This is a genomic window from Rhodococcus sp. HM1 (assembly GCF_023218075.1).
Taxonomy (GTDB): domain Bacteria; phylum Actinomycetota; class Actinomycetes; order Mycobacteriales; family Mycobacteriaceae; genus Rhodococcus.
In genome coordinates this window covers 1-14885 of record NZ_JALPTB010000106.1, presented here as the reverse complement: position 1 = coordinate 14885, position 14885 = coordinate 1, and the positions used below count along the sequence as shown (strand labels likewise).

14 protein-coding genes and 2 pseudogenes are annotated in these 14885 nt (G+C 69.7%); 15 read left to right on the top strand and 1 reads right to left on the bottom strand.

The window, feature by feature from the left end; translation table 11 throughout:
- The 14 genes and pseudogenes from M1M07_RS30285 to M1M07_RS30220 all read left to right on the top strand — a co-directional run.
- A pseudogene (locus tag M1M07_RS30285) lies at positions 1 to 126 on the top strand (exopolyphosphatase); the annotation flags it as partial.
- A gap of 168 nt (positions 127 to 294) precedes the next feature.
- Positions 295 to 1197: a pyridoxal 5'-phosphate synthase lyase subunit PdxS gene (gene pdxS, locus M1M07_RS30280; protein ID WP_197252517.1), complete on the top strand. Its 903-nt coding sequence runs from the start codon at positions 295 to 297 to the stop codon at positions 1195 to 1197.
- 91 nt (positions 1198 to 1288) lie between these two features.
- Positions 1289 to 2110 carry an acyl-CoA thioesterase II gene (locus M1M07_RS30275; protein ID WP_197252516.1) on the top strand — a complete coding sequence of 274 codons (822 nt, stop codon included), beginning with the start codon at positions 1289 to 1291 and terminating at the stop codon, positions 2108 to 2110.
- Positions 2111 to 2163: 53 nt separating this feature from the next.
- A complete protein-coding gene (gene pdxT, locus M1M07_RS30270) occupies positions 2164 to 2772 on the top strand; it encodes a pyridoxal 5'-phosphate synthase glutaminase subunit PdxT (RefSeq protein ID WP_197252515.1) in 609 nt (202 codons plus the stop codon).
- A gap of 73 nt (positions 2773 to 2845) precedes the next feature.
- On the top strand, positions 2846 to 3598 hold the full coding sequence (locus tag M1M07_RS30265) for a YebC/PmpR family DNA-binding transcriptional regulator (protein WP_197252514.1): 753 nt from the start codon (positions 2846 to 2848) through the stop codon (positions 3596 to 3598).
- A 102-nt stretch (positions 3599 to 3700) separates the two neighbouring features.
- On the top strand, positions 3701 to 4279 hold the full coding sequence (gene ruvC, locus M1M07_RS30260; protein WP_248676529.1) for a crossover junction endodeoxyribonuclease RuvC: 579 nt from the start codon (positions 3701 to 3703) through the stop codon (positions 4277 to 4279).
- Positions 4276 to 4872 carry a Holliday junction branch migration protein RuvA gene (gene ruvA / locus M1M07_RS30255; protein WP_197252512.1) on the top strand — a complete coding sequence of 199 codons (597 nt, stop codon included), beginning with the start codon at positions 4276 to 4278 and terminating at the stop codon, positions 4870 to 4872. The genes ruvC and ruvA overlap by 4 nt, the downstream gene beginning before the upstream one ends.
- The gene (gene ruvB / locus M1M07_RS30250; protein WP_197252511.1) at positions 4869 to 5981 is read left to right on the top strand and encodes a Holliday junction branch migration DNA helicase RuvB; all 1113 of its coding nucleotides are present in this window, start codon (positions 4869 to 4871) and stop codon (positions 5979 to 5981) included. Before ruvA ends, ruvB begins: the two co-directional genes overlap by 4 nt.
- A gap of 114 nt (positions 5982 to 6095) precedes the next feature.
- Positions 6096 to 6443 carry a preprotein translocase subunit YajC gene (gene yajC / locus M1M07_RS30245; protein ID WP_197252510.1) on the top strand — a complete coding sequence of 116 codons (348 nt, stop codon included), beginning with the start codon at positions 6096 to 6098 and terminating at the stop codon, positions 6441 to 6443.
- A gap of 106 nt (positions 6444 to 6549) precedes the next feature.
- On the top strand, positions 6550 to 8298 hold the full coding sequence (gene secD, locus M1M07_RS30240) for a protein translocase subunit SecD (protein WP_197252509.1): 1749 nt from the start codon (positions 6550 to 6552) through the stop codon (positions 8296 to 8298).
- 2 nt (positions 8299 to 8300) lie between these two features.
- Positions 8301 to 9482 carry a protein translocase subunit SecF gene (gene secF, locus M1M07_RS30235; RefSeq protein ID WP_248676528.1) on the top strand — a complete coding sequence of 394 codons (1182 nt, stop codon included), beginning with the start codon at positions 8301 to 8303 and terminating at the stop codon, positions 9480 to 9482.
- 1 nt (position 9483) lies between these two features.
- Entirely contained in the window at positions 9484 to 11238 is a 1755-nt protein-coding gene (locus M1M07_RS30230; protein ID WP_248676527.1) for an ABC transporter substrate-binding protein, read from the top strand.
- Positions 11239 to 11240: 2 nt separating this feature from the next.
- Entirely contained in the window at positions 11241 to 11792 is a 552-nt protein-coding gene (locus M1M07_RS30225; RefSeq protein WP_248676530.1) for an adenine phosphoribosyltransferase, read from the top strand.
- An 86-nt stretch (positions 11793 to 11878) separates the two neighbouring features.
- Entirely contained in the window at positions 11879 to 14185 is a 2307-nt protein-coding gene (locus tag M1M07_RS30220) for a bifunctional (p)ppGpp synthetase/guanosine-3',5'-bis(diphosphate) 3'-pyrophosphohydrolase (RefSeq protein ID WP_197252508.1), read from the top strand.
- A 21-nt stretch (positions 14186 to 14206) separates the two neighbouring features.
- Here the strand turns inward: M1M07_RS30220 and M1M07_RS30215 are convergent, their stop codons facing one another.
- Positions 14207 to 14716, bottom strand: coding sequence for a peptidylprolyl isomerase (locus tag M1M07_RS30215; protein ID WP_248676526.1), 510 nt, complete (start codon positions 14714 to 14716; stop codon positions 14207 to 14209).
- Here M1M07_RS30215 and M1M07_RS33155 point away from each other — a divergent pair.
- Positions 14706 to 14885, top strand: a pseudogene (locus M1M07_RS33155) (hypothetical protein); the annotation flags it as partial. The gene M1M07_RS30215 and the pseudogene M1M07_RS33155 overlap by 11 nt on opposite strands.

Below are 14885 nucleotides of genomic sequence, written 5' to 3'. Positions count from 1 at the left end.
GACGAGATCCGCGGACTGCAGCAGCGCGGTGAACCGGTGTACCCGCAGGACCTGGCGGATCTGCTCGGGGAGGCCCGGGACGTGGCCGTGCGGCGCACCGAACCCGAGGTGCGCGCGATCCGGTGACCGGCCCCTCGGGGACGCGGTGACCGGGAGCACAAGGCCAGGTCTCCGCGACTGGCTATCGGTGGGGCGCCGGGTGCGGTCATAGGCTCCTTCTGGCCACGGAACCCGTCCAGGACCACGGTGTTCCGGCGGCTGCCGACCGACAGACCACACGTGTAGGAGTTCGCTGTGAGCACCCCCGAATCCGCCCCCGCCACCGGCACCGCCCGCGTCAAGCGCGGCATGGCCGAGATGCTCAAGGGCGGCGTGATCATGGACGTCGTCACTCCCGAGCAGGCGAAGATCGCCGAGGACGCGGGCGCCGTCGCGGTCATGGCGCTCGAGCGGGTGCCGGCCGACATTCGTGCCCAGGGCGGCGTCTCCCGGATGAGCGACCCGGACATGATCGACGGCATCATCTCGGCCGTGTCGATCCCGGTGATGGCCAAGGCCCGCATCGGTCACTTCGTCGAGGCACAGATCCTGCAGTCCCTCGGTGTGGACTACATCGACGAGTCGGAGGTGCTGACGCCGGCCGACTACGAGAACCACATCGACAAGTTCGCCTTCACGGTGCCGTTCGTGTGTGGCGCCACGAACCTCGGGGAGGCGCTGCGCCGCATCAACGAAGGTGCGGCGATGATCCGTTCGAAGGGCGAGGCCGGTACCGGCGACGTCTCGAACGCCACCACCCACATGCGCAGGATCCGGCAGGAGATCCGCCGGCTCACGTCGCTGCCGGAGGACGAACTGTACGTCGCGGCGAAGGAACTGCAGGCCCCGTACGACCTGGTCGTCGAGGTCGCCAAGGCAGGCAAGCTGCCCGTCACGCTGTTCACCGCCGGTGGTATCGCGACTCCCGCCGATGCCGCGATGATGATGCAGCTCGGCGCCGAGGGTGTCTTCGTCGGCTCAGGCATCTTCAAGTCCGGCAACCCGGCCCAGCGCGCAGCCGCGATCGTCAAGGCCACCACCTTCTTCGACGACCCGGACGTGCTCGCGAAGGTTTCCCGCGGTCTCGGCGAGGCGATGGTCGGCATCAACGTCGACGAGATCCCGCAGCCGCACCGGCTCGCCGAGCGCGGCTGGTGATCGCCCACCCGTGAGCGCACGGTGACGGTTCCCGTCACCGTGCGGTGAGGGAGGCGATATAGCCTTGGACCGCACAGTGGAAGGGGCGGGCATGGCGAAGATCGAAGAGATCCTGGCGCTCGAACAGATCGAGAAGGACATCTTCCGGGGCATCGCGACGGAGACGTTGCTGCCGCGGACGTTCGGCGGGCAGGTCGCGGGTCAGGCGCTGGTTTCCGCGGTGCGGACCGTCGATCCCGCGTTCGAAGTGCATTCGCTGCACGGCTACTTCCTACGGCCCGGCAACCCGACGATGCAGATCGTCTATCTCGTCGATCGCATCCGCGACGGACGGTCGTTCTGCACCCGCCGGGTGACCGCGGTGCAGGACGGCAAGGCGATCTTCACGATGTCGGCGTCGTTCCACGTGGACGAGCGGGGAATCGAGCATCAGGACACCATGCCGCGGGTCCCGATGCCCGAGGATCTGCCCGACCCGGACCTGGTCGACGACCCGACGGTGCACTGGGCGCGGATCGAATGGGCCGAATGGGAGTTCCGGTTCGTTCCGCGGGAGCAGATGGACACCTCGAGCCGCTGGGCGTCCCAGCAGCAGGTGTGGTTCCGCTCCCGCGAGGCACTGCCGGACGACCCCGTCTTCCACGTGTGCACCCTCGCGTACATGAGCGACATGACGCTGCTGGGATCGGCCAGTGTCGCCCATCCCGACGAGAAGACGCAGGGCGCCTCGCTCGACCACGCGATGTGGTTCATGCGTCCGTTCCGCGCCGACGACTGGCTGCTCTACGACCAGACGTCCCCGTCCGCCGGGTTCGGGCGCGCGCTGACGCAGGGCCGGATCTTCGACCGGAACGGCAACATGGTCGCCGCGGTCGTGCAGGAAGGATTGACCCGCTACCTGCGCGAATCGTGAACACATCCCGCCGGGGAGACCCGGCGGCACAACGAACAGGCAGGTAGTTTTCCGTGGGTACGACACCGACCATCGGCGTGCTGGCGTTGCAGGGCGACGTCCGTGAACACCGGGCCGCACTCGACGCGGCCGGCGCGCACACGATCGCGTTGCGCCGCGCGAGCGAACTCGACAGCGTCGACGGCGTGGTGATCCCCGGCGGCGAATCGACGACGATGAGCCGCCTGCTGCAGGTGTTCGATCTGCTCGAGCCGTTGCGGGCGCGGCTGCGGGACGGACTGCCCGCATTCGGTTCGTGTGCGGGCATGATCCTGCTCGCCTCGGAGGTCCTCGATACCCGGCCCGACGCCGAGCATCTCGACGCGCTCGACATCACGGTGCGCCGCAACGCGTTCGGCCGCCAGGTCGACTCGTTCGAGACGGATCTCGAGGTGCTCGGTATCGACGACGGTCCGGTGCGTGCGGTGTTCATCCGCGCACCCTGGGTCGAAAAGGTCGGTGCCGGTGTGGAAGTGCTCGCGGCGGTGCCCGACGGGCCGGCGGCGGGGCGGGTCGTCGCGGTGCGGCAGGGAGTGGTGATGGCGACGTCCTTCCACCCCGAGGTCACCGGGGACCTGCGGGTGCACCGCATGTTCGTGGACGCGGTCCGGAAAGCCCGGTAGCCCCGGAGTAGAATCTCTGTTCCGACCTGTCGGTGCATGCCGACTTCACCTCGCCGGAAGGGGCTCGAAGCGAATGAGCGGCCACTCCAAATGGGCCACCACCAAGCACAAGAAGGCGGTCATCGACGCCAAGCGCGGCAAGATGTTCGCGAAGCTGATCAAGAACATCGAGGTGGCGGCCCGCACGGGTGGTAGTGACCCCGCCGGCAACCCGACGTTGTTCGACGCGATCCAGAAGGCGAAGAAGAGCTCGGTCCCCAACGACAACATCGAACGCGCCCGCAAGCGCGGCGGTGGCGAAGAGGCCGGCGGTGCCGACTGGCAGACCATCACCTACGAGGGCTACGGCCCCAACGGTGTCGCCATCCTCATCGAGTGCCTGACCGACAACCGCAACCGCGCGGCCGGTGAGGTGCGCACCGCGATGACCCGCAACGGCGGCAACATGGCGGACCCGGGTTCGGTGTCGTACCTGTTCACCCGCAAGGGCGTCGTCGTGCTGGAGAAGAACGGCCGCACCGAGGACGAGATCCTCGAGGTCGTCCTCGAAGCCGGCGCCGAGGAGATCAACGACCTGGGCGACAGCTTCGAGATCGTCTCCGAGGCCTCCGACCTGATTCCGGTGCGGACGGCGCTGGTCGAGGCCGGAATCGACTACGACTCGGCCGACCCGGACTTCCGGGCGTCGGTCGAGGTGCCCGTCGACGCCGAGGGCGCCCGCAAGGTGTTCAAGCTGGTCGACGCGCTCGAGGACTGCGACGACGTGCAGAACGTCTACACCAATGTCGACGTCTCGGACGAGGTGCTGGCCGAGCTCGACGCCTGAGCCACGGTCTTCGTCCCGCCGGGGCTGCGTGTCGCACTGCCGACGCGCAGCCCCGACGACTATGCTCTCGAACAGATGTTCGTGGCGGTGAGAGGTGGTCGGGTGCGTGTCATGGGTGTCGATCCCGGCCTGACCCGCTGCGGACTCGGCGTGGTGGACACCGGACGCGGCCGCGAGGTCCATCCGGTGGCCGTCGGGGTCGTGCGGACCCCCACCGACCTCGATCTCGCGCAGCGTCTGCTGCGGATCTCCGAATCCGCCGAGGAGTGGATGGACCGCTACCGGCCCGACGTGGTCGCCGTGGAACGGGTGTTCTCGCAGCACAACGTGCGCACCGCGATGGGAACCGCGCAAGCGGGTGGTGTCGTGGCCCTCGCCGCGGCCCGCCGGTCGATCCCCGTCATGTTCCACACCCCGAGCGAGGTCAAGGCTGCCGTGACGGGCAACGGCAGCGCCGACAAGAAGCAGGTGACCGCCATGATCACCCGCATCCTCGAGCTCGACTCGGCACCCAAACCGGCGGATGCCGCGGACGCGCTGGCGCTGGCGGTCGCGCACTGCTGGCGCGCACCGATGCTCGCGCGCCTCGCGGCGGCCGAGGCCATGGCGGCCGCTCAGAAACGACGATACGAAGAGCGGCTGCGTGAGCAGGCGGCCGCGCGGAAGGCAGGTGGCCAGTGATCGGGTCGGTGCGCGGCGAGGTACTGGACATCGCCCTCGACCATGTCGTCATCGAGGCCGGCGGCATCGGCTACCGGATCAACGCGACACCGGCGACCCTCGGCACGCTGCGCCGGGGCGACGAGACCCGGCTGGTCACCGCGATGATCGTGCGCGAGGACTCGATGACGCTCTACGGGTTCGCGAACACCGAGGCGCGCGAGCTGTTCGGGCTGCTGCAGACCGTGTCCGGGGTCGGCCCGCGGCTGGCGATGGCCACCCTCGCGGTTCTGGAACCCGACGCGTTGCGCGCCGCGCTCGCCGAGGGCAACACGACCGCCCTCACTCGTGTCCCGGGCATCGGCAAACGCGGCGCCGAACGCATGATCGTCGAACTGCGCGACAAGGTCGCGGCGTTCGCGGGTGCCGGCGAGACGACGACGGCGGCCTCGGCGTCGCCGATCCGCGACCAGATCGTCGAGGCGCTGGTGGGGCTCGGATTCACCGCGAAGCAGGCCGAACCGGCCACCGACACCGTGCTCGCGGAGGATCCGGGCGCGGAGGTGTCCACGGCGCTGCGTGCCGCGCTCAAGCTGCTCGGTAGGTCGCGATGACCGACGAATACCGCGAATTCGACCGCGCCCACTCCACCGACCGGGACGAACCGTCGCCGGTGACCGCGCGGCACCTGCCGTCCGACAGCGACATCGAGACGAGCCTGCGGCCGAAGAGCCTCGACGACTTCATCGGCCAGCCGCGGGTGCGGGAACAGCTGCAGCTCGTGCTGCGGGCGGCCAAGCTTCGGGGCGGAACCCCCGACCACATCCTGCTGTCGGGACCGCCCGGCCTCGGCAAGACCTCCATGGCGATGATCATCGCCGCCGAGCTCGGCACGTCGCTGCGGCTCACGTCCGGCCCGGCGCTCGAACGTGCGGGCGACCTCGCTGCGATGCTCTCCAACCTCGCGGAGGGCGACGTGCTGTTCATCGACGAGATCCACCGCATCGCCCGGCCCGCCGAGGAGATGCTGTACCTCGCGATGGAGGACTTCCGGGTCGACGTCGTCGTCGGCAAGGGACCCGGAGCCACGTCGATCCCGCTCGAGGTCGCCCCCTTCACGCTGGTCGGCGCGACCACCCGTTCCGGTTCGCTGACCGGCCCCCTGCGCGACCGCTTCGGGTTCACCGCGCACATGGACTTCTACGAACCCGCCGAACTGCAGCAGATCCTGCATCGTTCGGCCCGGCTGCTGGGCATCGACCTGCGCGAGGATGCCGGTGCCGAGATCGCCGGCCGGTCCCGCGGCACTCCCCGTATCGCGAACCGGTTGCTGCGGCGCGTCCGGGACTACGCCGACGTGCGTTCCGACGGGGTCGTCACCCGCGAGATCGCCCAGGCGGCGCTGGCGGTCTACGACGTCGATCCGATCGGCCTGGACCGGCTGGACCGCGCCGTGCTCGGAGCCCTGGTGCGCAGCTTCGGCGGGGGACCGGTCGGGGTGTCCACCCTCGCGGTCGCGGTCGGTGAGGAACCGGCCACGGTCGAGGAGGTGTGCGAACCGTTCCTGGTGCGCGCGGGGATGATCGCCCGCACGCCGCGCGGGCGGGTCGCGACGCAGGCCGCATGGCTGCAGCTCGGTCTGACACCTCCGCCCGAGGCCGCAACCGGCGGCATCGAGGTGCGTGCGCGCGAACCGCAACTCGACCTGTTCGACGGGGACTGACCGCGCGGCCCGGGTGACGGGCCCACCATCCGCTCGGCGGGTGATGGCACACTGGTCTATTGCGTCGGCACGCGGAGGCCGCTCGTCAATCGATACCGAGGACTGACTTCAACGATGGAACTGCTCTTCCCGCTCTTGATCCTTGCACTGCTGGTGCCCACGTTCCTCGGAATCCGGCGTCAGAAGAAGGAAATGCAGAAGGTCACGGAGCTGCAGGATTCGCTGCGCATCGGTGACCGGGTGGCGACGACGGCGGGCCTGCACGCGACGGTCGTGGCGCTGTCCGACACCACCGTCGATCTCGAGATCGCGCCCGGCGTCGTCACCACGTGGGCACGCATGGTGGTCCGGGAGAAGCTCGAGGACACCACCGGTACCACCGGTAACACCGATACCGGTACGGTCTCGTTCGGCAAGGACGACGACACCGATCCGCCGGCGGGTCGTCCCACCGAATACTGATCTTCATCGGGCGGCGGCACCGGAGTGGTCTCGGGTGGCGTCGCGCAGCGGTCGCTGCGACCGCCACCACCGAACCACTCACTCGTTACGAGGAGACTGACTGACCGTGGCACCTTCCAACGGATCGGTGCATCCAGCGCGTTCCCTCGCCCTGTTCGGGGCGATCCTGGTGGCGCTGTATGCACTGGTCTTCTTCACCGGGGACAAGTCGCCGACACCGAAACTCGGTATCGACCTCCAGGGCGGCACCCGAGTCACGCTCACCGCCCGCACACCGGACGGCAGCAGCCCGAGCCAGGACAGCCTCCGGCAGGCGCAGCAGATCATCGAGACCCGCGTCAACGGCCTCGGCGTGTCCGGGTCCGAGGTCGTCGTCGACGGCGACAACCTGGTCATCACGGTGCCCGGCGACGACAGCGCGCAGGCCAAGACCCTCGGCCAGACCGCGCGGCTCTACATCCGGCCGGTCCTCGGTGGCCCGATCGCCAGCGCGAACACCAGGGGGGAGAACCCCGAGGCGCAGAACCCGGAGACCCAGAACCCGACCCAGTCCCCGGCGGAGCCGGCCCCGGTCGAGCCCGCACCGGAGAATCAGGCGCCCGAGAATCCGGCACCGGAGAACCCCGAGCCGCAGGGCCGGCCGTTCCCGGCCCAGGAGCCGACCGACACGCCGGTCGCACCGGAACCCACCGCCACCCCCGCACCCGCTCCGGAGGCACCGGCCGGCGGTGAGCTCGACCCGCAGGCGCAGGCCGCCGCGGACATCGCCGCCGCGAAGGCGCTGCGGCAGAGCGAGGATCCCGCGACCCAGCAGCAGGCCGCGATGTCCCTGGACTGCTCGGTCGCCGATCCGCTCGCCGGCAACGACGATCCGGCCCTGCCGCTCGTCGCGTGCTCGACCGACGGCACCTCCGTCTACCTGCTCGGCCCCAGCATCATCGACGGTCAGCAGATCACCGACGCCACGGCCGGTTTCAACAGCCAGCAGTCCCGCTACGAGGTCAGCCTGACCTTCGACAGCGAGGGCAGCAACACGTGGGCGCAGTTCACCGCCGCGAACATCGGCCAGCAGGCCGCGTTCACGCTCGACTCGAAGGTCGTCAGCGCACCCGTCATCCAGGGCGCGACGCCCGCCGGCAGCGCCACGTCGATCACCGGCAACTTCACCAACACCCAGGCCACCGAACTCGCGAACACCCTCAAGTACGGTTCGCTGCCGCTCTCGTTCGTGGCCTCCGAAGCCGAAACCGTCTCCGCGACGCTCGGATTCGCGTCGTTGCAGGCCGGCCTGATCGCCGGTGCGGTCGGTCTCGTGCTGGTGCTGCTGTACTGCCTCGCGTACTACCGCATGCTCGGACTGCTCACCGCGCTGTCGCTGGTGCTCTCCGGCCTGGCCGTGTACGCGATCATGGTGCTGCTCGGCCGCTACATCGGCTACACGCTCGACCTGGCCGGTATCGCCGGCCTCATCATCGGTATCGGCATGACGGCCGACTCGTTTGTGGTGTTCTTCGAACGCATCAAGGACGAGATCCGCGAGGGCCGCAGCTTCCGATCCGCGGTACCGCGCGGTTGGGCGCGTGCCCGCCGGACGATCCTGTCCGGAAACGCGGTCAGCTTCATCGCCGCGGCGGTGCTGTACTTCCTCGCCGTCGGGCAGGTGCGCGGGTTCGCCTTCACTCTCGGCCTGACCACCATCCTCGACGTGGTCGTCGTGTTCCTGGTGACCTGGCCCCTGGTGCATCTGGCATCGACCTCGAAGTTCTGGTCCAAGCCGAGTGTCAACGGACTCGGCGCCATCCAGCAGGTGGCGCGTGAGCGTCAGCTCGCAGCGGCCTCGGCGAAGGAGGCGTGACGATGACCGACACGACGACGGCACCGCACCACAGTGGACTGTCCCGCCTCTACACCGGCACCGGTGGTTTCGACATCGTCGGACGCCGCAAGTTCTACTACGTGCTCACCGGCGCGATCGTGCTCGTCGCGCTGCTGAGCATGCTCATCCGAGGCTTCTCCTGGGGTATCGACTTCGAGGGCGGCACGCGAATCCAGATGCCCGCGGTCGAGGGCGTGACCACCGAACAGGTCGAGACGGTCTACAGCGACACGCTCGGCACGGAGCCGGTGGCGGTGCAGACCGTCGGTTCGGGTGCCGGCGCGACCATCCAGATCCGCTCCGAGGCGCTCGATCTCGTGCAGGTCAACGCCCTGCAGTCGGCATTGTTCGAGGAGTTCCAGCCGACCGACAGCGACGGCGTCCCCTCCCGCAACACCATCAGCGTCGCCGACGTGAGCGAGACGTGGGGCGGGCAGATCACCAAGAAGGCGCTGATCGCGCTCGTGGTGTTCCTCGTGATCGTCAGCGTCTACATCGCCGTGCGCTACGAGCGGGACATGGCGATCGCGGCGATCGCGGCGTTGTTCTTCGACATGATCGTCACCGCGGGCATCTATTCGCTGGTCGGCTTCGAGGTCTCGCCCGCGACCGTCATCGGTCTGCTCACCATCCTCGGTTTCTCGCTGTACGACTCGGTCGTCGTGTTCGACAAGGTCGAGGAGAACACCCGCGGCATCCTGCACCTGCATCGGCGCACCTATGCCGAACAGGCGAACCTGGCCGTCAACCAGACGCTGATGCGGTCGATCAACACCACGATCATCTCGGTGCTGCCGGTGATCGCGCTGATGGTGATCGCGGTGTGGCTCCTCGGCGTCGGCACGCTCAAGGACCTGGCGCTCGTGCAGCTGGTCGGCATCGTCGTCGGTGCCTACTCGTCGATCTTCTTCGCGACGCCGCTGCTGGTGACGCTGAAGGAGTGGCGCGGCCCGATCGCTGCGCACACCAGGAAGGTGCTCGCCAAGCGGGAGGCCGCCGCCGGCCGGGCCGCGACCGCGGCCGCTGTGGTCGACGCCGAGCCGGTATCGGTTCCGGATCGCTCCGGCGCGCACGCGGTGCACCGGCAGCCGACCGCGCCGGCGCAGCGTGCGCCGAGACCCGGCGCGCGGCCGACGGGGAAGCGCGGCAAGAGAAGGCCCTGACATGGCGGCAACCGAACGGACCCAGCGCACCCGACGACTACGACGGTCGCTCCGGACCGTGGTCACCGCTGCGGCGGTGACCGGGGTCGCGGCCGGAGCCGTGGCCTGCGGCTCCTCCGACGAACCGCTGCACTCGATCGGCTACGCGATCGACGGGACCGTCACCACCTACAACGCCAACACCGTCGACGGTGCCGCGTCGGGTGCGCGGCAGGCGCTCGCGCGCGTGCAGCCCGGCTTCGGCTATGTGGGGCCGGCCGGCCGCGTCGTCGCCGACACCGACCTCGGTACCGCCACCGTCATGCCCGCCGATCGGCTCACCGTCCAGTACCGGCTCGCCGCGGATTCGGTGTACTCCGACGGGGTGCCGATGAGCTGCGACGACCTCGTGCTGGCGTGGGCTGCGGCGTCCGGCCGTTTCACCGCCCCGGACGAAACCGGTGCCGTGGTGAACGTGTTCGACTCGGCGCAGCGCGGCGGATACGCCGACATCGAGCGGGTCGACTGCCAGCCCGGTTCGAAGGACGCGACCGTCGTCTTCCGTGCGGACCGCTCCGACACGGACTGGAAGTCGCTGTTCGGGGCCACCGAGCTGCTGCCCTCGCACGTGGTGGCCCGGGTGTCCGGGGTCGCCGACCCGGTCGCGGCGATCAACGGCGGTGACCTCGACGCGGTGCGTCGGATGGCGGACTTCTGGAACACCGGCTGGAACCTGACCCCCGGAGCGCTCGACCTCTCGCTGCTACCGTCGGCCGGGCCGTATCGCATCGAGTCCTACACGGCCGAGGACGGTCTCGTCCTCGTCGCGAACGAACGCTGGTGGGGCAACCGCCCAGCCACGGACACGATCGTGGTGTGGCCGCGTGGCACCGCCGCATCGACCGCGTCCGAGGACGGCCGGATCCACGTCGTCGACAGCGCCGACGGTGCCCTCGAGGGCATCGGCGCCGGGGACGGCGCCACCGTGTCGACGGTGCCCTCGCGCAACGTCGAGCAGCTGACACTCGCCACCAAGGGCGTGTTCGCGAACCCGGCGGCGCGGCGCGCGTTCGCGTTGTGCATTCCCCGCGGGGAACTGTTCGACCAGCTCGGAACGGTCGCCGACGCGCCGGACGCGGGGCTCGGTGCCGGACCGGTCGATTCCCGGATTCTCTCGGCGGATTCCCCGCTGTATCCCGGCGTGGCCGGAACCGCTTCCCGGTACGCCCAGGCCGACCGGGAGGCGGCGAAGCGCGAACTCGCCGCCACCGGCCAGGAGCGGATCACCGTCCGGGTCGGCTACCTCGGGCCCGACCCGCGTCGCGCCCGGACCGTGGAACTGATCGCCGAGTCGTGCCGCGACGCCGGTATCGAGGTCGTCGACGCCGGATCCGAGACGTTCACGCCGTCACAACTGACGACGGGACAGTTCGATGCCGTCCTCGCCGGCACGGCCGCGGTCGCCGGGGCCGGCGGTACCGCCGACATGGCCGACGCCCGCGGCGCCCTGCACTCCGGGACCGGCGGCAACGTCGGTGGTTTCGCGAACCGCCGCGTCGACGAGATCCTCGACGCGCTGCTCGTCACCTCGGACAATGCCGCGGTGGCCGCCCTGGCCGGTGAAGCCGAGACGATCCTGTGGAACGAGATGCCGACGGTGCCGCTGTTCGCGCAGCCCCGCACCACCACGCTCGCGCCCGGGATGCACGTCGCCGTCGCGAATCCGACGACCGCGGGTGCGGGCTGGAACATGGACCGGTGGATACTGACCAGGTGAGCATCCACGGAACCGTCGACCCTGTCCTCCTCGAACGCGCCGCGACCGCGGTGACCGAACGGACCCGGTGGGTCGACGACTTTCCGACCCCCGGTGTGCGCTTCGCGGACCTCACCCCGGTGTTCGCGGACGGTCCGGCCTTCGGTGCGGTGATCGCCGCGCTGGCGGCCGTCGCGGAGGGCGCGGAACTGGTGGCCGGCGTCGACGCGCGGGGTTTCCTCCTCGGCGGTGGGATCGCCCGCGAACTCGGGGTCGGGGTCTTGGCGGTGCGCAAGGCCGGCAAGCTTCCGCCGCCGGTGCGCACCTGCGAGTACTCCCTCGAGTACGGCTCCGCATCCATCGAGATTCCGGGCGATTCGATTGCCCTCGAGGGTCGCCGGGTATTCGTCGTCGACGACGTCCTGGCCACCGGCGGCACCCTCGCCGCGACCGTGCAGTTGCTCGAGGAAGCGGGTGCGGACGTGGTCGCGGTGTCGGTCGTGACCGAGATCGAGGCGCTGGCCGGACGCGCACGGCTCGCGAAGCACCCGCTGACGTCGATCGTGCGGATCTGAGGACTACAGTTGGCGCAGGTACCCGGGCCGGGCGGCCCCGGCGGGCCGAGCACGACGGTCCGGGCAATGCGGCGGGAGGAGTGGGTATGACCCAGAATCTTGATCGGTCGTCGAACTCCGGCCCCACCCCGACACCGGCATCGACGTCCGCGTCGCGCCGGGTGCGGGCGCGGCTGGCCCGGCGCATCACCGGACAGCGCGGAACCACGCTCAAGCCGGTGCTCGAGCCGCTGGTCACGATCCACCGTGAGCTGTATCCGAAGGCCGATCTGTCGCAGCTGCAGCGCGCCTACGACGTCGCCGAGGAACGCCACGCCACGCAGAAGCGCAAGTCCGGCGACCCGTACATCACCCATCCGCTCGCGGTCGCGACGATCCTCGCCGAGCTCGGGATGGACACCACGACGCTCGTCGCGGCACTGCTGCACGACACGGTCGAGGACACCGGTTACAGCCTCGAACAGCTCACCGCCGAGTTCGGCGAGGAGGTCGCGCACCTCGTCGACGGGGTCACCAAGCTCGACAAGGTCGTCCTCGGCAATGCCGCCGAGGCCGAGACCATCCGCAAGATGATCATCGCGATGGCGCGGGACCCGCGGGTCCTGGTCATCAAGGTCGCCGACCGGCTGCACAACATGCGCACGATGCGTTTCCTGCCGCCCGAGAAGCAGGCGCGCAAGGCCCGCGAGACCCTCGAGGTGATCGCGCCGCTCGCGCATCGTCTCGGCATGGCGACGGTCAAGTGGGAGCTCGAGGACCTGTCGTTCGCGATCCTGCATCCGAAGAAGTACGAGGAGATCGTCCGCCTCGTCGCGACCCGCGCGCCGTCCCGCGACACCTACCTGGCGAAGGTGCGCGCCGAGATCAACGCGACGCTGGCGGCGTCGCGGATCGACGCGACCGTCGAGGGCCGGCCCAAGCACTACTGGTCGATCTACCAGAAGATGATCGTGAAGGGCCGCGACTTCGACGACATCCACGACCTGGTCGGGGTGCGCATCCTCTGCAACGAGATCCGCGACTGCTACGCCGCGGTCGGTGTGGTGCATTCGCTGTGGCAGCCGATGGCGGGCCGCTTCAAGGACTACATCGCCCAGCCGCGCTACGGCGTGTACCAGTCCCTGCACACCACCGTCATCGGCCCGGAGGGCAAGCCGCTCGAGGTACAGATCCGCACCCGCGAGATGCACCGGACCGCCGAGTTCGGGATCGCCGCGCACTGGCGCTACAAGGAAACCAAGGGCAAGCACTCGGGCGACGCCAACGAGCTCGACGACATGGCGTGGATGCGTCAGCTGCTCGACTGGCAGCGTGAGGCCGCGGATCCGGGGGAGTTCCTCGAGTCGCTGCGCTACGACCTGGCGGTCAAGGAGATCTTCGTGTTCACGCCGAAGGGCGACGTGATCACGTTGCCGTCGGGGTCGACGCCGGTGGACTTCGCGTACGCGGTGCACACCGAGGTCGGGCACCGGTGCATCGGTGCCCGCGTCAACGGCCGGCTCGTCGCGCTCGAACGCAAACTCGAGAACGGCGAGGTCGTCGAGGTGTTCACCTCGAAGGACCCGAACGCGGGACCGAGCCGCGACTGGCAGTCGTTCGTGGGATCCCCGCGCGCCAAGGCGAAGATCCGCCAGTGGTTCGCGAAGGAACGCCGCGAGGAGGCCCTCGAGGCGGGCAAGGACGCCATCGCGAAGGAGGTGCGGCGCGTCGGGCTGCCCCTGCAGCGGTTGATGAACGCCGACCTGATGCTCGCGGCCGCCAAGGAACTGCGCTACAGCGACGTGTCCGCGCTGTACACGGCGGTGGGGGAGCACCACGTCTCCGCGCAGCACGTCGTGCAGCGCCTGGTGACGATGCTCGGCGGTGTCGGCGGTGTCGAAGAGGAACTCGCCGAACGGGCGACGCCGTCGACGACGCCGACCCGGTCGCGACAGAGCGGTGATTCGGGAGTCGAGGTTCCCGGGGCGCCGGGCACCGTCTCGAAGCTCGCCAAGTGCTGCACCCCGGTCCCGGGCGACGAGATCATGGGCTTCGTGACCCGCACCGGTTCGGTCAGCGTGCACCGCACCGACTGCACCAACGCCGGATCGCTGAAGGAGCAGTCGGAGCGGATCATCGAGGTGAAGTGGGCGCCGTCCCCGTCGTCGGTGTTCCTCGTCGCGATCCAGATCGAGGCGCTGGACCGGCACCGGCTGTTGTCGGACGTCACCAAGGCACTCGCCGACGAGCGCGTGAACATCCTGTCGGCGTCGGTGACCACGTCGGGAGACCGGGTCGCGGTCAGCCGGTTCACGTTCGAGATGGGTGATCCCAAGCATCTCGGGCACGTGCTGAACGTCGTCCGCAACGTGGAAGGCGTCTACGACGTCTACCGCGTGACGTCGGCGGCCTGACCCGGCGAGATTCGGGACCGGTCAGCGGACGCCGGTGATCACCACCGGCGTCGTCGGGGTGCCACCGCCGAGGCGGCTGCTGCCGTCGTGACCGGCCGCCGCGGCCGCGTCGAGCAGCGGCAGGCCCGCCTCCCCGACGGTGCCCAGGACCGTGTACTCCGGATACAGCACCGAATCCCCGATGACCAGGAAGAACTGGCTGCCGTTGGTGTCGGGCCGGCCGGTGTTGGCCATCGCGATCGTGCCGCGCGGGTAGAGCGTCGGGGGTGCCTGGTAGCCGTCGGAGCCGTGCGACACGGTCACCGGCCACTCGTCCGCGAACGTGTAGCCGGGACCGCCGGTTCCGGTGCCCGACGGGTCCCCGCACTGGTACAGGCGGGCACCCTCGTCGGTGGACAGACGATGGCAGGCGACGTCGTCGTAGAAACCCTGCCGGGCCAGCGAGACCAGGCTGTTCACCGCACACGGCGCGTCGGCGCGATCGAGCTCGAGCGGTACCGCACCGATGCTGGTGTCGAGCGTGAGCTCCACGGTTCCGCTCGTGGGCACCGGTGTCGCGGCCGGGGCCGTCGCGGGACGTGCCGCTCTGCCGCCGGGGACGTACGAACACGACACGGTCGGCGCGTCGGGAACCGGTGGTGGGGGCAGCGGAGCTCCGGCGGGCATCGTCAGGGCCGGCGCGGGGGCCGGTGCCGGGATC

Bases quoted from the DNA above. Each gene is read 5' to 3' on its own strand.
- M1M07_RS30220 (WP_197252508.1), top strand. From the start codon at position 11,879: ATGACCCAGAATCTTGATCGGTCGTCGAACTCCGGCCCCACCCCGACA.
- M1M07_RS30230 (WP_248676527.1), top strand. From the start codon at position 9,484: ATGGCGGCAACCGAACGGACCCAGCGCACCCGACGACTACGACGGTCG.
- M1M07_RS30275 (WP_197252516.1), top strand. From the start codon at position 1,289: ATGGCGAAGATCGAAGAGATCCTGGCGCTCGAACAGATCGAGAAGGAC.
- secF (WP_248676528.1), top strand. From the start codon at position 8,301: ATGACCGACACGACGACGGCACCGCACCACAGTGGACTGTCCCGCCTC.
- yajC (WP_197252510.1), top strand. From the start codon at position 6,096: ATGGAACTGCTCTTCCCGCTCTTGATCCTTGCACTGCTGGTGCCCACG.
- M1M07_RS30265 (WP_197252514.1), top strand. From the start codon at position 2,846: ATGAGCGGCCACTCCAAATGGGCCACCACCAAGCACAAGAAGGCGGTC.
- ruvB (WP_197252511.1), top strand. From the start codon at position 4,869: ATGACCGACGAATACCGCGAATTCGACCGCGCCCACTCCACCGACCGG.